Below are 22,309 nucleotides of genomic sequence, written 5' to 3' on the forward strand. Positions count from 1 at the left end.
GTGACATGATACGGCTATTGATATGATCACATCATTTCAGTTTGGCAATTTTTATCACAATCTTGTTATTTAAGACACGAAAGAATTGTGATTTTATTGAAGAATAATTGCTAAAGAGTTGTCAATATCATGAACGATCAAGACATTTTAAACTTCTGGTTTTCACCTGAACAACGTTCACTCTGGTTTGCAAAAAGTGAGGATTTTGACGCAAAAATTCGTGATCAATTTGCAGACGTTCATCGACAGGCAACTCGAGCAGAACTTTGGTCTTGGCGGAAAACACCAGAAGGTCGTCTTGCAGAGATTATTGTGCTAGATCAGTTTTCTCGCAACATTTATCGTGATCAACCCGAATCTTTTGCTTATGACGGCCTTGCTTTAGCCTTGTCACAAGAAGCAATTAGCTTGCAACTCGATGCACAACTTAACCCAGAACAGCGCTCGTTTTTGTACATGCCATTTATGCATAGTGAATCGAAGCTAATTCATGAGTTTGCTTTAAAATTATTTCAACGCCTCGGCAATGAAATTAATTTAAGCTTTGAGAAAAAACATAAAGTGATTATAGATCGCTTTGGACGTTATCCTCATCGCAATGCCATCCTTGGACGTGTCTCAACACCAGAGGAAACCGAATTTTTATTAGAACCGAACAGTAGTTTTTAAGACTTCTCTATTTTTAATGCTGACGCATCCATTCTTTTATGCTCAGCTGGGAGTTCATCATGAAATATCTCTCTCTTTGTTTAGCCTTAGGCACTGCCATAACTTTAAGTGCTTGTTCAACTGTACCCAGCAAACCAAAAACTTTCGATCAGCTTGGCCAGTTTTCGGCCTATCCGTTAAATGCTCAAACGTTTCGAATCAGCTTCCAAGCTGACTCAAACATGAGCTATGGAGCAGCCGAAGAAATTACTTTAGTGAAATCAGCACAGACTACAGTACAAAAAGGTTTCCGCTTTTTTAAAGTGCTGAACGACCCAAGTAATCAAAGCCAAAAGCCACCGCGTCAAGCTGTAGTTTACCCATCTGCACCAAGCTTTTACCCATATGGTTACTACCGCCGCTATCCGGGTTTCTGGCATGATCCGTTCTATGATTTCCCACAAGTGGTCAATATCGACCCTGTTCAAGTGTCGTATACTATTGAATGTTATCGGGATCAAAAGCAGGCTCCTCAAGATGCCTTTGATGCAACGTTAATTCTCAAATCTATCGGACAAAAATATGGTTTAAGCCCGACAGGAGAATTGTTGCCGCCACCTGAGCCGCCAGTAAAACAAAAATGAATAGGATGACCGTATGAATATGGCAGAAGAAGTACACCATGCACCCAATCTGAAGCGCAGCAAATATTTCGCTACGATGGCACTTATTATTGTGGTGGTGCTGTGGATTGGGTTATTGATCGCCAATCGCTTTCTGCCAGAGTACACAGACTTAATTCATATTTTAATGCTAGGTGCCGAAGCTGGTGTAGTGGGTGGACTAGCAGATTGGTATGCGATTACCGTTCTGTTTCGAAACCCATTTGGTAAGCTTCCTATCCCTAAGTTTTTACGTGATCATACCGAAATTATTCCACGTAATAAGGCACGTATTGCCGAATCAATGGGTCGATTTGTACAGGAAAACTTCCTGTCGCCTCAGGTGGTCGAACGAAGCCTAGAAAAAACCGATTTAAGTCTTGCCATTGGCCAATGGCTTGCCAGTCCACAAAACAATACGCAAGTGGTACAACTCATTCAGCAAACTGTACCTAAAGTTTTTGAATTTGTTAGCCAAGAACAAATTGCCAATTTCGTGCAAAACAACAGTGTGCAATGGGTGCGTAACACTCAAGTCAATAAACTTGCGAGTGAAATGCTGCGTGCAGTATTGGAAAATGATTTCCACCAAGATGTACTGCAACGTGGTCTCGATATCGCGCATGAGTGGGTGGTACAAAATCCGGATAAAACTCGCGAATTGACAAGAAAAATGTTTAAAGCGCTGGGCGTCTGGTCTCTTGCAAAAGGTGCAAGCTGGATCGGTATTGATGTTCAGCAGCGCACCATTGATTCACTGGTTGAAAAAGTAGAATCAATGCTGGCTGACCATGAACACCCATGGCGACAGGAAATTGAAACTATTGCCCACTCGCTCATGCTGGAGTTGGCAAACCCTGAGAGTATTGCCAGCCAACGTCTAAATAGTGGCAAAGATGCGTTGCTAGATAGTCCTCAAGTTCTAAATTTCATTAGTGGTGCTGTCACTATTTTATGCGATGCCATTAAAGAAGATTTAATGAAAGAAGACTCTGGTATTGCAATGAACCTCAGAGCTGCCATTCAGCAGTTGGGCGAAAACCTTGTCCAAAATGTAAAAGTACGTGAAGTTCTCAACAAAGAAATGACAGGACTTGCCATGAACTTTACGGACCAATATAGCCATAAAATCATACGCTATGTGAGTGAGCGCATTCATGAGTGGGACTCACGTGAAATGATTGGAAAAATTGAAAACGAAGTCGGTGGCGACTTACACATGATTCGTGTGAATGGCGTTGTGGTAGGTGCATTTATCGGCTTAACTCTAGGTGTAATACGAGCAGCGATTGAATCAATTTTATAACGTTAATAATTTCCTTAAGAGAACAATATGCTACAGCTTCAGTCCAAATTGCCCGCACAAGGGGTGACTATTTTTAGTACGATGACGGCAATGGCACAGCGCTTGGGTGCACTTAACCTTTCACAGGGTTTCCCGGATTTTCCTGCACCCCCTGCTTTGCTCGAAGCCCTATCTCAGGCAACTTTGGCTGGACACAATCAGTATCCACCTGGTGATGGCATTCTCGCACTGCGTGAACAGCTCGCTTTACAATTTCAACAACGTGATCAGCTTCAACTTGATCCTGTAACTCAAATCACGATTACGCCCGGTGCAACCATAGCAATTTTCTGTGCCATACAAGCCTGCATCAACACAGGTGATGAAGTCATTATTTTTGACCCGAGTTATGACAGCTATGGACCTTCTGTCGAGTTAGCAGGTGGTAAAGCAGTACATATTGCCTTGCAAGCACCTGACTTTAAGGTGAACTGGCAACAAGTTAAAGATCGAATTAACGATAAAACCCGTATGATTGTGGTAAATACTCCCCACAATCCAACAGGTACAATCTGGTCCAAACAAGACTGGTTAGAACTCATTGAACTAATTCAGGATAAAAATATTGTAGTTTTATCTGATGAAGTCTACGAACACTTAGTTTTTGATGGTCAGCAACACTTTAGCGCGTTGCATTTCCCTGAGCTTAGAGAACGTAGTTTTGTGATTGGTTCTTTTGGAAAAACCTTCCATGTCACAGGTTGGAAAACCGGTTACTGCGTTGCTTCACCTGATTTAATGCGTTTGTTCCGCCAGATTTATCAATATGTTAATTTCTGTGGCACAACACCTTGTCAGATTGCGCTTGCGCAATATATGCAGCAACACCCAGAACATATTCAGGAACTTTCACAGTTTTATCAGGCTAAACGAGACCGATTTAATCAGGCGATTCACAATAGCCGTTTTTTGCTTAAACCATCGCAAGGAACTTATTTCCAAAACCTTGATTACAGCCAGATTAGACCTGACTTAAACGATGTGGAAATGTGCCAGTTTCTTGCCGAGCAACATAAGATTGTTGCTATTCCTGTTTCGGTGTTTTACCAACAAGCCCCAGAGTCTTTACGCTTGATTCGTTTCTGCTTTGCAAAAAATGATGAAACACTGCAAAAAGCAGGAGAAATTCTGAATCAATGTTAATAAATTTAGTCACTTAGCATAGTAAAAATACTACAAGAAGTTCCCTACAACTATGCTAAGTTGAATATCCGACCCGCTCATCAAAGAGATGGGCGATGGAGAATACATGCCACCAAGACAGTCTTTAATTCATCAGCAAAATCTTTGGAAAACATTTTTTGTTTTCTTATTGCCCCTGATTGCAACCAATATCTTGCAAAACCTGTCCGGTACCATTAACACCATCTTTGTTGGACAAATGATGGGGGTCGATGCCATTGCTGCAGTTTCTGTATATTTCCCCATTTTGTTTTTACTGCTTGCGTTTATTATCGGTATTTCAACGGGTACCACTGTTTTAGTGGGTCAGGCTTGGGGCGCACAAGACATAGAAAAGGTTCAAAGTGTGGTGGGTTCTACCCTATTTATGACCATCATTGGCGGTATCATTACCGCAATCATTGGTGTGTTTTTTGCCCACGACATTTTAGAACTTTTAGGTACGGACCCGAAGGTGATGCACCTCTCTTTGCCTTATGTGCAATGGATGTTGGCAGGTAGTCCTCTTCTCTTTGTTTATATTATCTATACCTCAATTTTACGTGGTGTAGGAGATAGTACTACCCCTTTACTTGCACTGGCTTTAACCAGCGTGATCGGCGTAATTATTACACCAATTCTGCTGAAAGGTTATTTTGGCTTTCCTGCCCTCGGTATTATTGCACCGGCTATAGCGTCAATTATTAGTTATATTGCCATCTTAATTTTTCTTGCGATTTATCTAAATAAGAAAAAGCATCCACTTCGGCCAAACCGTCAGCTTTTGCAACATATCCGTCATAATTCGGAATTAAGTAAAATCATTTTACGCCTAGGTGTTCCAACCGGTATTCAAATGATTACCACTTCAATGGCCGGTTTAGTCATTGTGGGTTTAGTGAACCGTTTCGGAGCTCATGCCACAGCTGCGTATGGTGCCGTGAATCAGGTACTCAACTATATTCAGTTTCCAGCGATTTCGATCTCTATCGCGGCCTCAATCTTTGCAGCACAAGCGATTGGTGCTGGTAAGTCGGACCTACTCGCACGTGTTACACGCACCGCTTTGGGAATGAACTTTTTATTTACAGGTGCCTTAATTGCACTCGGCTATCTATTTTCAAAATATTTGATGGCTTTATTCATCACAGATCCAACTGTGGTGGTGTTAGGGCAACAGCTTTTATTTATTGTACTTTGGGCAATTTTATTCTTTGGTGCAGGTGCCATTTTTGCATCAATTATGCGTGCCAGTGGGGCTGTAACCGTACCAATGCTGATTAACATCTCTGCCATTTTATTTATTGAAATGCCATGTGCTTACTGGTTTAGTTCGATGTGGGGGCTTAAAGGCATTTGGGTCGCCTATGCCTTGGCATTTGTCAGTTTATGTATTATTCAAGGCTTGTATTATCAATTTATTTGGAAGAAAAAGAAGATCAAAGTTCTTATTTAGAATGCATTAAACCTTATAAAAAAAGCCATCAATTGATGGCTTTTTTCTTTTAAACCTTATTTCATCCATTTGGTTACAATGGTTGAAGCACGTTGATATCCCGTTGGGAATAAACGCTGGAATGCATCCAGAATTTTTGCATCGCTACCGATGAGTAAACGGCGTTTATTTTTCAAAACTGCATCTAAAATTTGACGAGCTGCTTCCTCTGGTGGGGTACGCAATAACTTGTCAAAGTTTTGAATCGATTTAGTTGGGTCCATACCCAAACTACTCAAGCTATCACTCATTTTTGCAGCTTTAGCGATATTGGTACGAATACCGCCCGGATGTACACATAGCGAACTTACGCCGCATTTTTCAATATCTAATTCTTGACGCAATGACTCAGTAAAACCGCGTACCGCAAATTTAGTTGCATTATAGCCAGACTGGGTTGGCTGAGCCGTTAAACCAAATAAGCTAGAAATATTAATAATATGGCCATCTTGTGTTTGCTTAATGAACGGTAAGAATTCTTTAGTACCGTAAACCACGCCCCAGAAGTTAATTCCCACAATCCACTCTAAATCTTCGTAGGTTGCGCCTTCTACAGTTGAGCCTAAAGCTACACCAGCATTGTTAAAAATCAGGTTAACACAGCCATGATCTTGAACAGTTTCCTGTGCCCACTGCCTTACAGCCTCACGGTCAGAAACATCTAACTTCTTGGTTGTTACAGTAATGTTACTGTACGGTTTTAATAGCTCAACAGTTTTCTCTAAGCCCTTTTCATTAATGTCACTTAATGAAAGATGGCAGCCCTGCTTTGCCAGAAGAATTGCTAATTGTTGCCCAATGCCAGAACCCGCACCCGTAATTGCAGCGACTTTGTTTTTAAAATTTTTCATTGTCCATCCTTTGTTTTTCGATTTGCACAACTGGTTCATTGCATGTGCAATTTAGACTCTTTCAATATAATTTTGACAATATACATTGTCAATATAGTACACTGTAATTTCAGATAGATTGGCACAATTCTGCTGACGGCTTTATCATAGGGCTCATATTTGCCGAAAAACCGATAAATTAGGAAACCATTTATTTATGGCGACAAACGACTCAACCAGTAAAAAGAAAACAAAAACTGTGAGTAAAGAACGTCAGTTCAAAGGGTTATCTCTGTCTGAGCGCAAAGAGGCACGCCGCGAAAAACTCATTGAAGCCGGTATTGCAACTTATGGAACCCTTGGCTTTTTTTCCGTGACGGTAAAAGATGTGTGCCAAGAAGCAAAACTCACCGAACGTTATTTTTATGAATCATTTAAAAAGAGTGAAGATTTATTCCAGACTATCTTTTTAAAAATGATTGAAGAATTACAGCAAAACTTGATGCAAGCCGTCATTAAAGCGGCTCCAGATCCTGAGCAAATGGTCGATGCTGGTTTACGTGCTCTACTGAGTACTTTAAAAGACGACCCTCGTTTGGCTCGTATTGTGTATGTCGATGCAATTTTGGTCCAAGAATTACATAATCAAGCCACCATTCAGGAAACTCTCGCCCAGTTTGATCGTATGATTCAAGCTTTTGTGATGCTAACCATGCCGCAAATCCAGCATAACGAAAATGAACTCTCATTAATCGCTACTGGTTTAAATGGATACGTGACACAAATTGCCGTTCGATGGGTGATGGGCGGGTTTAAGCAGTCTCTAGAGCAAGTTTTAGCGGCCTGCCGTATCGTTTTTTTAGCTTTGCTCGCGAAAGTTTCAAAATAATATTAAAGTTTTTTGACACTGTTTTTATTTTAAAAACCTCGTTTGAGATAAGCTTGTAACACACTGAATGGTTTTAAGAAAATTTATACCTACCTGTCATCATTTGGTCATGCGCTTGCCGTATTTTTGTCACAAATTATTGCTAAATTCGTTTTTATAGACTTTTCTGCAATGAAATTGTCATAATTAATCTTTGTAATAAGCCTGTCATAACTACAAAACGGTTCACCGTTAAAATCTACAAGGTATTACGCTGTGAAAGATGACTATATTTTAATTGTCGATGATGAGCTTCCTATCCGCGAAATGATCCATACCTCTTTGGACATGGCAGGCTTTCAGTGTTTACAGGCAGAAGATGCCAAACAGGCTCATCAAATTATCGTCGACCAACGTCCGGCGCTTATCTTGCTCGATTGGATGTTACCCGGGGGCGTAAGTGGGGTCGACTTATGTCGCCGTTTAAAACGAGATGAAAACTTAGCAGAAATTCCTGTCATTATGTTGACCGCTCGCGGTGAAGAAGACCACAAAGTACAAGGCCTGGATGCTGGTGCAGATGACTATATGACCAAACCATTTTCAACCCGTGAACTGGTTTCTCGTATTAAAGCTGTTCTACGCCGCGCAAATGCATTAAGCGGTGAAAAAACAATTGATGCCAATGGTTTAATTCTTGATCCTGTAAGCCAACGCGTAAGCTTTGGTAACAGTATTTTAGATATGGGACCAACAGAATACCGTCTGCTTGCATTTTTTATGACCCATCCGGAACGTGCCTATACACGTGCCCAGTTGCTCGATCAGGTGTGGGGCGGTAATGTATACATCGAAGATCGTACCATCGATGTGCATATCCGTCGTTTGCGTAAAGTCTTAGAACCTTTTGGTGTAGACCGATTTGTTCAGACTGTACGTGGTACAGGTTATCGTTTCTCAACACGTGCAGATTTAGCCGCAGGTTAACCAAAATTTATGTATGAACCCTACCCCGTCCCCGAACAGGTACGTGAACAAAAGCTTTCCCGCTACAGTAGTTTATGGACGTTTGCTAAACAAGATTTACGACTTTTATTATTTTTCCTGATTATTGCAGGTTTAGTCGGTTTAGGAATTGGGTATTTCTGGAGCTGTATTTTTATTGCCTTTGTGGTGTTTTTTACACTTCAGTTGCGTTCTTTATATTTGGTCAATGACTGGATTGCCAATAATCCATACGATGTCCCTCCGAACCTCAACGGAATTTGGGGGGCATTATTATTTAACGTTTACCGTGCCCAGCGCCAAGAACGTATCGTTCAAGCGGAAATGGTAGGACTTATTGACCGCGCTCAATCTTCATTAGTTGCACTCGCCGAAGCGGTAGTCTTGATTGATGATCAACATCAAATTGAATGGTGGAACCCAGCCGCAGAGCGTTTACTAGGAATTAGTCCACTTGACCGTGGTCGCAACTTATTAACCATTTTGCGCCAGCCAACTTTTATTGAATATTTTAACAATATTGATCAGGCACCCGATGGGATTAAACTCCATTCAAATCTTGATGATGACCGTTATGTACAGGTTAAGCTCACACGATTTGGTGGGGAAAGTCGCTTACTTGTGGCATACGATGTAACGCGTATGCATAACCTTGAGCAAATGCGTAAAGACTTTGTTGATAATATTTCACATGAACTTCGTACGCCATTAACCGTACTCAGTGGTTATATCGAGACATTTACCGATCAGGAAGATATTAGCCCACGCTGGAAACGTGCATTTGACCAGATGCAATCTCAAACCAAGCGTATGAATGCGTTGGTCAATGATTTACTGCTGTTATCTAATTTAGAAAATAATAAGAAAATTGCAAAAAATCAGATTATTGAAATGCCGAGCTTAATGAATCAATTGTTTGATGATGCTCAGGCCTACAATGCCGATTATGGACACACGCTCAATTTACACATTGATAGCCACTGTGACCTGATTGGTTCTGACATGGAAATTGCCAGTGCATTTAGTAATCTAATTACCAATGCCATTAAGTACACGCCAAAAGGCGGAACCATTACCATTGGCTGGCATGATGATGGTGAACATGCTTACTTTAGCGTGCAAGATACAGGCATCGGGATTAACCCTAAACATTTGCCACGACTGACTGAACGCTTCTATCGTGTTGATAGCGACCGAAGTCGTCAAACAGGTGGTACAGGTTTAGGCTTAGCAATTGTAAAACATGTGCTGATGCAACACGGCGCTTATTTAGATGTGCAGTCTAAAGAAAACGAAGGATCAACATTTACCGCTGTTTTTCCAAAAGAAAGACTATATAACATGACCTAAAGTTGCCCTCTCACATTTAAAAAGCCGACTAATGAAAAGTCGGCTTTTTTGTATGATTTAAACCCAATTTACTTAAAATTAGAGCAATACGATTTTGTCTGATTTTTCTCTATTACGTTTAAAAAACTAGTTGCAAAAGTATTGCTCTGGCGTAATGCATCACGGTGATCACCACCATCAATCGTTTGATAAATAGTTGGTTTTTTTAATTTACATAGCTGTTGATAATAAGCAGATGTCCCTCTAGGGTCGACTAAATGATCTTTAGAGCCTTGAACAATCATTAATGGCACGGTCGGCACCATATTTTCAATGGACTGCTTTTTAAGATAAGCCAAAAGAGGTTTTAAGTCTGCGTTAGGGCGAAATATGCTAGAAGGAGACTTCTTCAAATCAGATTGAAGTTCAGATAAACAACGACTGCGCGCTTGAGTTAGCACCGTATTCATTTCTGGACTGACTAGGTTTTCAGGAACAATGCTTGGTTCTGCTGCTTGTGCTCCCAATAACACAATTGGGAAAAATGCTACCACACTTGGTTCTGGGTTTGGATTACTCTGCACATATTCTGCAATGCCTTCATATTGATAGCCGCCTGGCGCAAGAGCGATTGCCCCTTTTAAATCTAGTTCGGGAGCATCTTTTTGACCATAAGCCGCCACTGTAATAGCAGCAGCCCCGCCTTGACTATGCCCCATCACCAACCACTGTTTATTAAAGCTCTTGGGCTTAAGCAAATGCAATGCACGCACTGCATCTACTACTGTATGTAATTGGCTCTTTGCATTCATATAAGGATGTGCACCTAAAGTACCCAGACCTTGATAATCAGGTGCGACTACTGCATAGCCTCGTGCAAGCCAACCATCTAACGCTTTTGAAGCAACTTCCTGATATGAATGAACTGGTCCACCGGCATAATCACCCGAAGGTGCACAAGTATCGGCTACTCCTGTTGTACCATGCGCCCAAGCTAGTACGGGCCAGCCATTTTTTGATGGTGTTCCTTTCGGTAATAAAATAAACGCTGAGGCAACGATAGGCTCGTTATTCACACCTCGACTACGATAATTTACTAATAAGCGCTGATCTGCATGCAGAAATAAATCCGTCACATCTTGTTGCGCTATAGAAAGTATTGAGCCCGGTTTTTCACTCACAATTTGCTTACTCAAATCTGTAATTGGAGCAGCCATAGCAGAACCAGATATCAAACAAATACTGCTAAATAAAATTTTTAATAAAGAATTACTTTTTCTAATCAAGGGATTACTCCTCTACTTTCTAATCATCATTTCAAATTAGTTTTATAAAAAATATGCCCCCTATTGCATATAAAGAACCTAACAAGAGGCAAATGAAAGAACTCACATACCAACATAGATGACTATTCCCACTAAATCTAGACTTTAAGCTTAGAAATGCCAATCCATAGAAAATAAAAAAAGAGAGCAAAAGCTCTCTTTTTTAAATCTATTGATGGGTTAAAGCGTATGGCCCATACGTTCGCCCATGACAACAACGGACTCGGCTTTATAACGTTTTTCCCACTCGATTTTATCTTTTTCAAATAAAATAATTGCAGTAGAACCTAAATAAAAACGTCCAAGCTCAGCACCTTTCTCTAACTTCAACTCATGATGCTGTAATTCAATACGACCCGATGGTTTTACTTTACCTGTTGCCACAGTTTCAATACCTGCCACAATCATAGCGCCAACCAAAACAACGGCCATACGACCAAGCTCAGTATCAAACAAACAAACCATACGCTCATTACGGGCAAATAATCCCGGTACATTTTCAGCAGTCACCTGATTTACTGAAAATAACTCACCCGGTACATATAACGTTTCAGTTAATGTGCCTGAAAATGGCATATGAACACGGTGATAATCACGTGGAGAAAGATAAACCGTTGCAAACTCACCTTCTTGGAAAGGCTGAGCAAGTTGTGGATCGCCAATTAACTTTTCTACAGAGAAACTTTGGCCTTTTGCTTGAAATACTTCGCCCGCAGTGATTTTACCAATTTGAGAAATCGCGCCATCCGCTGGTGAAACAATACTATCCGGATTTTCATCAACTAAACGTACGCCGTCTTTCAATGCACGGGTAAAGAAATCATTAAAAGATTTATATTTCAGTGCATTGCCTTGTTCAGCAATCGATAAATCAATGCCGTATTTGGTTTTAAATGCATGAATAACAGCAGCTTTTAAAATTGGATTTTCACTTGCAGCAACTTTGCCCACTACACGACTTAACTGATGCTGAGGAACAAGATTTTGTGCCTTAATAAATAATTCTTTTTTTAAGCGAGATGTAAAACTCAAGACGGCGATTCTCCAGTAATGATAGGACTATCGAGGCGATTGCCCCATTCACTCCACGCACCATCATAGGCTTTTGCTTCCCAACCTAAAAGTCTAGCCAGAATATAAGCCAAACCAGAACGGTGATGTGACTGGCAGTATACGACTACAGGTTGTTTTAAATCGAACCCAAGTTGTTCAAGACGCTGCCGCGTGCGTTCAAGCGGATGCAATTTTAGATGATTTTGACGATTAAGTGCAGTACTCCATTCAAAATGGAGGGCATTTGGAATGTGACCACCGCGTCGCGCTGCTAAACGGACGCCACTATATTCATCACTGGTTCTGCAATCCCACAATTGCACACTTTCTTGCTCAACTTGTTTGCGTAGTTCTTCATAGTTCACTCGGAACTGAGCAGCATGTGATAAATCGATCTGAATTAAGTTATCAACTCGAGGTAATTCTTCAACCTCGGCTGTGGTGGGTAAACCTGCACCAAGCCATGCATGAATTCCGCCATTAATTAAACTTGTACGGGTAAAACCTAAGCAATGGAGATTCCAGATTAAACGCCCTGCCCATGCTCCACCTTCATCATCATAGACCACCACGTGGTGATTTGGTGAAATATTCAATTTTTCAATTAACGCTTGTAAACCTGCTTCATCCGGTAAAACACCTGTTGCTTCTTCATGTTGAGCAACTAACCATTTAGGCTGTAAGTGAATAGCATGCGGAACATGGAGTTGCTCATAAACTGATGCACGGCTCAAATCAACAATACGGATATATTCATTGCCTAAATAAGGCACTAACTCTTCTGCTTCTATTAATAAATCGAGTTTAAAATCAGGGAGTGTCATCGTCATGGTTACTTTTTATACCAGCTTAATTTCATCTTAGCATAAGCTTATATCTATCAAACTCTGATTTTCTGCTAGTGTTTAGCAGAAAATCAGATATTAAAATTCTCAAGTCTTAAGTGGCTGCCAAGCGCTTAAGCTCTATTGTAATTAAATTGCTTCATCCAGCTCTTCGATTTGGAAAACCTGACGTAAATAGGCCAAGAATGTATCGTTATCAGTCATGGTTTTGCCAGGGCTGTCCGAAATTTTAGCAACAGACTGACCATTACACTCAACCAGTTTCAATACAATATTGAGCGGTGTTTGGCCCATGTCATTGGTCAAATTAGTACCAATACCGAAACTCACCTGGAAACGGTCTTTGAAATATTGATGTAGCTCCCAAGCCTTTGGTAAATTAAGGCCATCACTAAAGGTCAACATTTTGGTTTTGGTATCAATTTTTAATTTACGATAGTGTGCATATGCTTTATCACCCCACTCGTACGGATCACCACTGTCATGACGTAAGCCATCAAATAATTTGGCAAAATACAAGTCAAAATCTCTGAGGAAAGCGTCCATACCCACAACATCAGTTAAAGCAATTCCTAAGTCTCCACGATACTCTTGAACCCACGTTTCTAAAGCAGCTTTTTGAAAGTCACGTAAGCGAACATCAAGCGCCTGAAACGCTTGTAGGAATTCGTGGGCCATGGTTCCAATTGGCGTAATATTTAACTCTTTGGCAAGCAAGACGTTACTTGTACCACGGAACACATTTGGCACAGTGTTATGGAATGCAGCAACTACATGTTTTTGCCATTCAAAACTATAACGACGGCGGGTACCAAAATCAGAAACTAAAAATGGTGGATCATTCGGTTGTTGAGCTTTTTCGTATTGCTGAATTAATTCAAGTTTTGCCTGTAAACGACGCTCGCCTTCAGCCCAGACTTCATCTGTTTTAATCCGGCTAAAATATAATTCATTTACAATGGCTAAAACAAAAATCTCAAACATCATGGCCTGAACCATTGGCCCTTCAATACGGATGTCTAATCGACCTTCTTCATCTATACTCGCATGAATAAAACGGCGTTTGAGTTGAAATAATTCTAAATAATCGACAAAGTCGCTTTTAATAAATCGTAATTTTCTTAAATATTGTAGTTCGTCTTCTTTATATTTGAGATTACATAAATGGTCGAGTTGCTCGTTTAAGTCATCCAAAATATCCACTAATGGATAGACAGTATCTTCTAAATTTCTGCAACGAAAGTGATAGACGCTATGCGTTTGCGGGAATTTATGCAGAACCACTTGTAGCATCGTAAATTTGTACAAGTCTGTATCAAGTAAAGAATGGATAATTGGAGACATAGTCAATGATTATTCGCTTGCTTCTTAGCATTAAAGCACACTTTTTCTAGGAAATGGCTCTATCTATTGCAATTGATTATGTTTCATAAAGCTGAAAGCATTGTATCTATTTAAATTCAAATACCTACCTAAAACAGTTACTATTTTTCTGTTGACGGTTGGATGTCTTTTAAACGTTGCTGTTGTCCAAATTGAATAGCAAACTGTTCTGCAGTCAACAGTCCTGTTTTAGCGGCATTGGCATCACAGTCGACTTGACGCAATTGTTTAGCAATACCCCATTCTGCTTTTACGATGGCCCCCATTAATGCAGTATGTCCACGTTTATCTCTAAGACAACGGTTGGCACCTTGTTCTAGCAACACTTTTACTGCATCTTTCTGCCCATAATAACTTGCCATCATTAACGCGGTATAACCCGAATGATCTTGAACATCAATCGGAAAACCATGACTTAAAAATTCTTGTAAAACTTCAACATTGCCGACTTTAGCTGCTGAAAAAAACAGTTCAATGACTTCTGCTGAACCATTGTCCTGTGAAGATGGCATTGCTGCATAAACCGAAGCTCCTATACTGCTACACAACAGACAAGTTGCAAGAAATACCGAGCGAAAATAGATCATAACAATACCCTCAAAATCTCAATAAGAAGTGCCTGTAACACTCGCCCTAGGTGCAGGAAAGGCGATTGAGGTTACAGGACTTTCTGGAGGTAACATTCAAGCACCTGTTACCACATAGATTAAAAGATATTATTCATCTTTTAGTTGGGCTGCTTTGGCTTGCACCATTTTCAGATCTACACCTACTGCTTTGGCAAGACGAGTACCATAATCTGCATCTGCTTTATAGAAATAGGACAGCATGACCGTTTTAGTTTCAACATTCTTCACTTGCCCTAAGTCTGCAGCTAGATTACGGATTAAGTCTTTTTTCTCTAGTGCTGAATAGCTACGATATAAATCACCAGCTTGTTTATATGGTTGTTGTTTCTGAATTGCATGTTGCATCACCGTACCTTCTAGTGGTGTTTGAACAGCTCTGGCTTTTTCGGTCGCTGGTTTTGGCTCGATCTGACTTGGCTCATAATTCACATGGGATTCAGTTTGACCCATATTCATAAAGCCTTCTTGATTATTGTTGTTGACTGCAACTCGTGGACGATTGACAGGAATTTGCTGATAATTAGCACCTAAACGATACAATTGCGTATCAGAATAAGAGAAAACACGACCCTGCAATAAACGATCCTCAGATGGCTCAATACCAGGAATTAAATTTCCAGGCGCAAAGGCAGATTGCTCAGTTTCTTGGAAAAAGTTTTTCGGCATACGATTTAAGGTCAATGTACCGACTTTAAATTCAGGAACCAGCTCATTCGGCCAGATTTTAGTTGCGTCTAACGGATTAAAATCAAATTTGTCGAGATCTTTTGGATCAAGTACCTGAATGTACAAATCCCATTTCGGGTAATTTCCAGCATAGATGTTCTTATACATATCATTGGTTAAATGACTCCAATCACGGCCTTGCACTTCCCGAAGTTGTTCTAAATTCAGGCCTTTTACGCCTTGTTGAGAACGCCAGTTAAATTTAACGTATTTATACTCACCTTTGTCGTTATAGAGCTTAAATGCATGTACACCAAAGCCATCTAAAGTCCGATAACTCTCGGGCGTACCCAAATTCGAATAAACATAGGTCAACATATTAATCGACCATGGTTGGCTTTGTAAGAAATCAAAAATGCGGTTTGGATCTTGAACATTAGTGACAGGATCAGGTTTCATTGCATGTACAAAGTCTGGAAACTTAATCGCATCACGAATAAAGAAAACAGGCAAATTATTACCTACTAAATCCCAATTACCTTGCTGGGTATAAAACTTCACAGCAAAACCATGTGGATCTCGTGCAGTTTCTGGTGAACCTTTCGGATGAATTACCGTTGAAAATCGCACAAATACAGGTGTTTTCGTTCCTGCTTTGAACAAAGAAGCCAGCGTTAAATCCGACAAATCTTTAGTAGACACAAACTCGCCATATACACCTGTACCTCGAGCATGCACGACACGCTCAGGGATGCGTTCACGTCCGAAACGTTGTAGTTTTTGAATAAGTTGTACATCTTGTAACAGCGTTGCACCATTAGCACCAGCTGTTGTTGAATTCTGATTATCACCTACAGGTGCGCCATTATCTTTTGTTAAAGGTGCTGCATACACTGTGCTTAGCGTTGCCGCAATTATTGTAAATAAAAATGTTCGTTTAAACATAATGTTAAATCCAAAAGTATAAATGCCTTTCCTGCAGGGTCACTATACAAAGTTTTTAACAATAGATAAAAATGATTATTTTAATTAAACCAATCGAAAAGTAAGATCAAAGCTTATAAACTCGTAGCTCACTGTCTCTATAAGTACATGAATTCTGCTAGACTACTGAAATTACTGAATACTTAGTTTTAAATCCCTCTATGCGTGCATTAATTCAAAGAGTCCTCGAAGCCAAAGTTGAGGTCGATGGTCAAACAACAGGTGAAATTAAGAAAGGTTTATTGGTTTTTTTAGGTTTAGGAAAAGAAGATACTTTAGAGAAAGGACAAAAGCTCATCGACAAGATTTTGAAATATCGTATTTTTGATGATGAGCAAGGCAAAATGGGCTGGAATGTATCTCAGGCAAATGGCGGAGTCCTGCTTGTTTCACAGTTCACTTTAATGGCTCAAACTCAAAAAGGACTACGTCCAGACTTTGGTCCGGCTATGCCACCTAGCGACGCAAAAGCACTATATGAACAGTTAGTAGAATATACTCGTTCACAGTTTGAAAATGTTCAAACAGGTATTTTTGCTGCGGACATGAAAGTTCATTTGATTAATGATGGACCGGTCACTTTCAATTTAGAAGTTGAAGCATAGATATAAAAAAACTCCCGATCGGGAGTTTTTTGTTAGATCTTAACGACCAGTTTTTTCTTTAATAAAAGCACGTGCTTGACGTACTTTATCTTTTACTGGTTTTGGTAATTTTGGTGGAATCAATTTAGCTGCTTGGTTAAACCAAACGAGCAAGCTGAAATCACCTTCCATTTTAATGCTGCCGTCTTGCATACCCGTCATAAATGCTGTTGGGTCACCTTTAAGTAAAGTTTTTACGCCTTGTTCGCTATCTGCAAACTGCAAAATAAAGTCAGCTTTTTCAGGTGATCCAGCAACTGTATCGATGTGACCATGATTAATAATAATTTGGCGAGCCACACCTAAATCAGTACCAATTTGAATGCGGAATGCGCGGTCATGCACTAGCTCAATAAACTTAGGACTTGTACGTGCCAACTGTTTCATACGCAGCGCCAAACCTGCTACCAATAAATCTAACGGGTCTGTACTGACATCAACAAGTGGTAACTTGACTACAGGTATAGAAGAAAGTTTCATGAACATTCACGCCTATTGTATTTTTATGAAAACCTTGGGGCAAAACTCAGCAAGGACTCACCATTGCCTGTTTCGTGCATCGACTGATGATATTCTAATTGGCAACGCAATCTATATATGAAACGTCAACAGACCAGTCTATCGTAGCATAACTGGCTATTTTTTAATAAATGCTTTGTATAATAAAAATCATGTTTTCGTAAATAAAAAAGGCATGCTGTGCATACCTTTTTACCGTTAGATAACAATTGAATTATCGGCTAGAACATTGCTGCTGATCATCTTCATATACTGGCGTGTGTTCTATATATTGGCGATTTGCCAAAGCCTTCTGTGCCTGTTTATCCTCACGTAATAAAACAAATGTAACCATTACCATCGCTAGACTTAGTGCAGTTAAATAACTATATGTGACTGGCATTTCAAAAGTGACTTGAACTCCAAAACGGACCACTTCCAATAGCCCCCAAAAAAACATCCCTGCAAGCATAAAACCAAGCCAACGACGGTAAGGAGAAAAGAACACAGCAACAAGCGCGACAGCAATTAAGCTGAGTCCGGCGATAGCGGCAAAATTCGCTGTTACCATAGAAACCTCCGTCTTAATGAAAACGTCTAAAAACATTCGGTCTGAACACCAGACCTCATTCCAAAAACAACTTTAATTCATGATTTGTGTTGAAGCTTAGAAAGCATTATGGATGTTTTTTTTTAGAAAAAAAGACCTGTTATTTGTCGATGCGACATACTTTGTCGCAACATTCTTTTGTCATTACATTTTTGTAAATTTAAAAAAGTTCTACTTCCTATATGGCATCAATTCTGGCGTGTCATTACAAAAAACTATGCTGTTTTTTTGCCTCAAAATAAGTTTTTTTCAGTTTTTTTTATTGCCTTTTTTCTGTGCATAATTTTGTCATAACTTGCTTGTTTTTATGACTATTCTGCATAAAAAAAGCGCTACTCTTGAGCAGCGCTTAATGATTGTTCACTATTATTTAAGCACGGCTTAAATCTTTATCATGCATACCGAGTAAATACAGTACTCCATCTAGACCAACGCTTGAAATCGCCTGATTTGCATTTTGACGCACCAGTGGTTTAGCACGATATGCTACGCCAAGTCCTGCAATCGCAAGCATCGGTAAATCATTTGCGCCATCGCCAACAGCCATCGCTTGCTCTAGTGAAATACCGAGTTTGTTCGCCAGCTCACGCAGCAACTCCGCTTTACGGGCACCATCAACAATTACACCTTTTACTTCACCAGTCACAACGCCATCTTGTACATCTAAAACGTTAGCGTGAACTTCATCAATACCTAATTTAGCTTGTAAATATTCAGCAAAATATTGGAAGCCACCAGATAAAATTGCCGTTTTATATCCGAGGGCTTTTAAAGTCGAAATGAGGCGCTCGGCACCTTCGGTGATTGTCAATCGCTCGGCAATTTTAGGTAAAACTGACGCATCAAGACCTTTGAGTAAAGCAACCCGCGCACGGAAACTTTGCTGGAAGTCCAACTCACCTTGCATCGCTCTTTCAGTGATTTCAGCAACTTGCTCGCCCACCCCTGCTTCAAGCGCCAATTCATCAATCACTTCTTGTTCAATTAAAGTTGAATCCATATCGAAGCAGACTAAACGGCGGTTACGTCGGTAAGCATTATCTTCCTGAACAGCCACATCAATATTTAATTCGCTTGAAAGAAGCAAACAAGCTGCACGCATAGCTTGAGCATCTAGAGTCGGACCACTGCTTAAACCAAACTGTACACAAGCACGGCGAGGCAATGTGCTATCTTTTTCAAGATCTACACGGCCTGATAAACGAGTTACAGTTTCGATGTTAAAGCCTTGGCTAGACACAATTTGTGTAACGGCTTGTAAATGTGCGGCAGTGAGTTCCGGTGCTAAAGCCGTGACGATATAACGAGTTCGTCCACCTTCGCTGACCCATTGATCGTATTCTGCGCCCGAGATAGGTTTAAAGCGCACTGTTAAGCCAATATCATGTGCTAAAATCAAAATCTCTTTCATTGCCAACGCGGTCGCGGTTTCATTTTCAGAGGCGACCACAATGCCCAATGTAAGTTGATTATGAATAACAGCCTGACCTACATCCAGTATTTGCAATGAATGTACGGATAGTACTTGCATTAATCGGGTAAACTGGTTTGGTTGGTCCGGTCCTAAAAAGGATATAAGAATGATTTCTCGCATGAATTGACTCTAGTCTGAGTGACAACTATTGTAAGAATCATAATCGAATTTCAATATAATTGCCTTGGAAGTTTAACTTGATTGCGCCTAGACAAGGGCTATTTGCTAGCCTACTGATCATTAGTTTTGCATTGCATACCTTTTTATTGGTGATTGCAACGACACACCAGCTCAATGAAAACCGTGCGAGTCAAGGTCAGCTCATGACCAGTCAACTCGTTGCAGACAGCTTATCTGAGCTTGAACCTGCCAATACGGTCTCTTTAGCTCTGATTGCCAATCGCTATGCGACCAATCCAAGTGTGGCATCTATCCGTATTCTTGACGCCAATAAACAAGTTTTGGCAACAAGCGGCATGTCAAAAACTCGCCAAGGTGAAATTTTTGTTCGTGATGCGCTTCAAAACGAGAAAAAAGTCGGTTCTATTGAAATCACACTAATTCAACCAAGTATTGGGGAAATTCTTCGTACCCAATGGCTTGCGATTTTAGCCTCACTGTTCTTACATGTTTTATTATGGCTTGCTTACCGTGCCATCGCTCGCCCAACGCGTAGCGAATACTTAGCTCGTATTAATGAAGAAAACCGTTTAAAACATGAAATTCAAGAGTTAACTCAAGCTCTCGCGCTTGAAAAACAAAATACAGTGACCTTGGTAGCCCAAGCTCAGCAGCAAGCTAAAGCTAAACCAATTGTTCGCTCGCAACCAGAAAAAAGCTTAGAGTCTACAGACCAAAATACCTTGGCACTTAATATTCAATTTTATGACCCTAAACAATTATTAAGTAGTGTTAACCAGTCTGTTTCGGTACCGTACTTTAAACTTTGTCAGCTCTTTTTAAATAAGAGTATTGAGCTATGTACAAAGCATTATCATTTGAAAGCAACTGATATTGATGTTGTAGATGAGTTTCATGCAGAGGGCGCAACACTTGCCATTTCGACTTCACATCCACACGCTGTAGAGTGTCTACTTATGGTAGGTACGGTTTTTCAATTGCTTTCAGATGTTTTATATAAGCGTTACCGTGAAGATAAACGCTTTGCACTACAAACTCGCAGTGCCGTGTGTAATGCCGTAGAAGCAATGCAAATTGATGCCAAAGAAGCTGCTCAACGTTTAGCGCAACATCTTCATGCGAAAGAATCTGCACTCTACCTTGATAATGAACAGCTTAAAGCAATTCAAGACAGCTATCAGCTTGTTGCAATGCCTAACCCAAGTAATGTCATGACTCGTCATGCATTTATGATCAATGGTATGAATGCTGAATGTGCAGAGCTTGCACAAAATATTCGAACTGAAATTTTGATGGGTAAAAAATCAATTCCTCAAAATGACAGCCCGAGTAGTGCAGCATCTTAAAAATTTATTGCGCGCATTTAAACCTAGCCATCCGGCTAGGTTTTTTTATCTAAATTTATGGTATTTATTTTAAATAATTTTATTTCTTTATGATTTATTTATCTAAATAAATCCGGTTCTATGATGTTGAGTCGTAAATTTGGATAAATCAGAATCATAGGCAAAATTCTATAAACAGCGTAAACTATGCGAAATTTATTCAATAGAAATTGTCTTACGACAAAAAAAGGTGAAAGCAAATGCCGCTGAGTCGTGTTGAAGAACTTGTCGCCGATATCCGTGCAGGCAAAATGGTCATCTTAATGGATGACGAAGACCGTGAAAATGAAGGTGACCTTGTCATCGCAGCAACGCATGTACGCCCTGAAGATATTAACTTCATGATTACACATGCACGCGGTTTAGTTTGCTTAACTTTAAGCCGTGAACGTTGTAAACAATTAAACCTCCCGCTGATGGTTGACCAGAACGGTGCCCAGCATGGTACTAACTTTACGTTATCTATCGAAGCAGCTGAAGGTATTACCACAGGTATTTCGGCAGCAGAACGTGCTCACACGATTCAAGCTGCTGTGGCAGCACATGCCAAACCAAACGATATTGTACAACCGGGTCATATTTTCCCACTCATGGCACAGCCAGGTGGTGTATTACACCGTGCAGGTCATACCGAGGCAGGTTGTGATTTAGCACGACTGGCAGGTCTTGAGCCTGCATCTGTCATTTGTGAAATCATCAAAGAAGATGGCACAATGGCACGCCGCGCAGATTTAGAAATTTTTGCTGAGAAGCATGGCCTAAAAATTGGTACAATTGCCGACCTAATCCACTACCGTATGACCAATGAGCAAACTGTAGAACGTTTGGATCAAAGAACGATTCAAACAGAATATGGTTCATTTGAGCTCTATCGCTATCGTGAGATAGGTAACCCTGACATTCATTTGGCTTTAGTCAAAGGTGAGCCAAAAGAAGGCGTTACAACGGTACGTGTACATGGTTTTAGTCCTGTTCGCGATTTGCTTAAGCTAAATAAAGCTGACGGTGAACCGGCTTGGAATCTAGACCGTGCGCTACAAACGATTGCAGCAAGTGACCGCGGCGTTTTAGTCTGGATCGGACAAGATCATTTGCAAGACTTGGGACCAGCGTTGGATGATTTAACTAAGCCAAAACCGGTGAAATCCAATGCAGCACTTTCACATCAATATCAAACCATTGGTGTTGGTGCTCAAATTTTGCGTGATTTAGGTGTTGAAAAAATGAAGCTTCTGAGCTCACCATTGCGTTTCAATGCCTTATCTGGCTTTAATTTAGAAGTAGTGGAATATGTCACTGCTGATCAAATCACAACGAAATAATCGAGGT

At 40.3% G+C, this 22,309-nt stretch carries 21 protein-coding genes; 11 read left to right on the forward strand and 10 right to left on the reverse strand.

What is annotated here, in order from left to right; genetic code table 11:
- Window positions 1-129 precede the first annotated feature (129 nt).
- The 5 genes from GO593_RS05665 (at window position 130) to GO593_RS05685 (ending at window position 5,272) form a co-directional block, all read left to right on the forward strand.
- The gene (locus GO593_RS05665; RefSeq protein WP_000999596.1) at window positions 130-669 is read left to right on the forward strand and encodes a DUF924 family protein; all 540 of its coding nucleotides are present in this window, start codon (window positions 130-132) and stop codon (window positions 667-669) included.
- 59 nt (window positions 670-728) lie between these two features.
- Window positions 729-1,292, forward strand: a complete 564-nt coding sequence (locus GO593_RS05670) for a CC0125/CC1285 family lipoprotein (protein ID WP_000876373.1) — start codon at window positions 729-731, stop codon at window positions 1,290-1,292.
- Window positions 1,293-1,305: 13 nt separating this feature from the next.
- Window positions 1,306-2,616, forward strand: coding sequence for a DUF445 domain-containing protein (locus GO593_RS05675; protein ID WP_001055481.1), 1,311 nt, complete (start codon window positions 1,306-1,308; stop codon window positions 2,614-2,616).
- Between the two features lie 27 nt (window positions 2,617-2,643).
- Window positions 2,644-3,798, forward strand: coding sequence for a pyridoxal phosphate-dependent aminotransferase (locus GO593_RS05680; RefSeq protein WP_000939864.1), 1,155 nt, complete (start codon window positions 2,644-2,646; stop codon window positions 3,796-3,798).
- Between the two features lie 106 nt (window positions 3,799-3,904).
- A complete protein-coding gene (locus tag GO593_RS05685; protein WP_001135127.1) occupies window positions 3,905-5,272 on the forward strand; it encodes an MATE family efflux transporter in 1,368 nt (455 codons plus the stop codon).
- Window positions 5,273-5,328: 56 nt separating this feature from the next.
- Here the strand turns inward: GO593_RS05685 and GO593_RS05690 are convergent, their stop codons facing one another.
- The gene (locus GO593_RS05690; protein ID WP_000787757.1) at window positions 5,329-6,162 is read right to left on the reverse strand and encodes an SDR family NAD(P)-dependent oxidoreductase; all 834 of its coding nucleotides are present in this window, start codon (window positions 6,160-6,162) and stop codon (window positions 5,329-5,331) included.
- A gap of 196 nt (window positions 6,163-6,358) precedes the next feature.
- On the opposite strand from GO593_RS05690, the gene GO593_RS05695 reads away from it, so the two are divergent.
- The 3 genes from GO593_RS05695 (at window position 6,359) to phoR (ending at window position 9,364) form a co-directional block, all read left to right on the forward strand.
- Window positions 6,359-7,030 (forward strand): TetR/AcrR family transcriptional regulator, encoded by a 672-nt coding sequence (locus tag GO593_RS05695; RefSeq protein ID WP_000224581.1) that lies wholly within the window; start codon window positions 6,359-6,361, stop codon window positions 7,028-7,030.
- 255 nt (window positions 7,031-7,285) lie between these two features.
- Window positions 7,286-7,996, forward strand: a complete 711-nt coding sequence (gene phoB, locus GO593_RS05700) for a phosphate regulon transcriptional regulator PhoB (protein ID WP_000650776.1) — start codon at window positions 7,286-7,288, stop codon at window positions 7,994-7,996.
- Between the two features lie 9 nt (window positions 7,997-8,005).
- The gene (gene phoR / locus GO593_RS05705) at window positions 8,006-9,364 is read left to right on the forward strand and encodes a phosphate regulon sensor histidine kinase PhoR (RefSeq protein ID WP_000273193.1); all 1,359 of its coding nucleotides are present in this window, start codon (window positions 8,006-8,008) and stop codon (window positions 9,362-9,364) included.
- Between the two features lie 68 nt (window positions 9,365-9,432).
- Here phoR and GO593_RS05710 read toward each other — a convergent pair whose 3' ends face one another.
- The 6 genes from GO593_RS05710 to GO593_RS05735 form a co-directional block, all read right to left on the reverse strand.
- The gene (locus GO593_RS05710) at window positions 9,433-10,629 is read right to left on the reverse strand and encodes an alpha/beta fold hydrolase (protein ID WP_000619874.1); all 1,197 of its coding nucleotides are present in this window, start codon (window positions 10,627-10,629) and stop codon (window positions 9,433-9,435) included.
- A gap of 219 nt (window positions 10,630-10,848) precedes the next feature.
- Window positions 10,849-11,700, reverse strand: a complete 852-nt coding sequence (gene asd / locus GO593_RS05715) for an archaetidylserine decarboxylase (RefSeq protein WP_000011220.1) — start codon at window positions 11,698-11,700, stop codon at window positions 10,849-10,851.
- Window positions 11,697-12,545 carry a sulfurtransferase gene (locus GO593_RS05720; RefSeq protein WP_000174475.1) on the reverse strand — a complete coding sequence of 283 codons (849 nt, stop codon included), beginning with the start codon at window positions 12,543-12,545 and terminating at the stop codon, window positions 11,697-11,699. The genes asd and GO593_RS05720 overlap by 4 nt, the downstream gene beginning before the upstream one ends.
- Window positions 12,546-12,695: 150 nt before the next feature.
- Window positions 12,696-13,910: a nicotinate phosphoribosyltransferase gene (pncB, locus tag GO593_RS05725; RefSeq protein WP_000074557.1), complete on the reverse strand. Its 1,215-nt coding sequence runs from the start codon at window positions 13,908-13,910 to the stop codon at window positions 12,696-12,698.
- 140 nt (window positions 13,911-14,050) lie between these two features.
- Entirely contained in the window at window positions 14,051-14,536 is a 486-nt protein-coding gene (locus tag GO593_RS05730) for an ankyrin repeat domain-containing protein (RefSeq protein WP_000639068.1), read from the reverse strand.
- A 129-nt stretch (window positions 14,537-14,665) separates the two neighbouring features.
- On the reverse strand, window positions 14,666-16,189 hold the full coding sequence (locus tag GO593_RS05735; protein WP_000476843.1) for a catalase: 1,524 nt from the start codon (window positions 16,187-16,189) through the stop codon (window positions 14,666-14,668).
- 200 nt (window positions 16,190-16,389) lie between these two features.
- Here GO593_RS05735 and dtd point away from each other — a divergent pair, with 200 nt between their 5' ends.
- A complete protein-coding gene (gene dtd, locus GO593_RS05740; RefSeq protein ID WP_001202018.1) occupies window positions 16,390-16,833 on the forward strand; it encodes a D-aminoacyl-tRNA deacylase in 444 nt (147 codons plus the stop codon).
- A 39-nt stretch (window positions 16,834-16,872) separates the two neighbouring features.
- Here dtd and GO593_RS05745 read toward each other — a convergent pair whose 3' ends face one another.
- From GO593_RS05745 to serB, 3 genes are all read right to left on the reverse strand, one after another.
- A complete protein-coding gene (locus tag GO593_RS05745; protein ID WP_000778126.1) occupies window positions 16,873-17,352 on the reverse strand; it encodes a hypothetical protein in 480 nt (159 codons plus the stop codon).
- A gap of 253 nt (window positions 17,353-17,605) precedes the next feature.
- Window positions 17,606-17,941, reverse strand: a complete 336-nt coding sequence (gene aciT, locus GO593_RS05750; protein ID WP_000255593.1) for a ciprofloxacin tolerance protein AciT — start codon at window positions 17,939-17,941, stop codon at window positions 17,606-17,608.
- Between the two features lie 409 nt (window positions 17,942-18,350).
- Window positions 18,351-19,574 carry a phosphoserine phosphatase SerB gene (gene serB, locus GO593_RS05755; protein ID WP_001206799.1) on the reverse strand — a complete coding sequence of 408 codons (1,224 nt, stop codon included), beginning with the start codon at window positions 19,572-19,574 and terminating at the stop codon, window positions 18,351-18,353.
- A gap of 59 nt (window positions 19,575-19,633) precedes the next feature.
- On the opposite strand from serB, the gene GO593_RS05760 reads away from it, so the two are divergent.
- Both GO593_RS05760 and ribBA read left to right on the forward strand, forming a co-directional pair.
- Window positions 19,634-20,941, forward strand: a complete 1,308-nt coding sequence (locus GO593_RS05760) for a hypothetical protein (RefSeq protein ID WP_002000748.1) — start codon at window positions 19,634-19,636, stop codon at window positions 20,939-20,941.
- A 239-nt stretch (window positions 20,942-21,180) separates the two neighbouring features.
- Window positions 21,181-22,302, forward strand: a complete 1,122-nt coding sequence (gene ribBA / locus GO593_RS05765; RefSeq protein WP_001131388.1) for a bifunctional 3,4-dihydroxy-2-butanone-4-phosphate synthase/GTP cyclohydrolase II — start codon at window positions 21,181-21,183, stop codon at window positions 22,300-22,302.
- The last annotated feature ends 7 nt before the right edge of the window (window positions 22,303-22,309 follow it).

Source organism: Acinetobacter baumannii (assembly GCF_009759685.1).
GTDB lineage: Bacteria > Pseudomonadota > Gammaproteobacteria > Pseudomonadales > Moraxellaceae > Acinetobacter > Acinetobacter baumannii.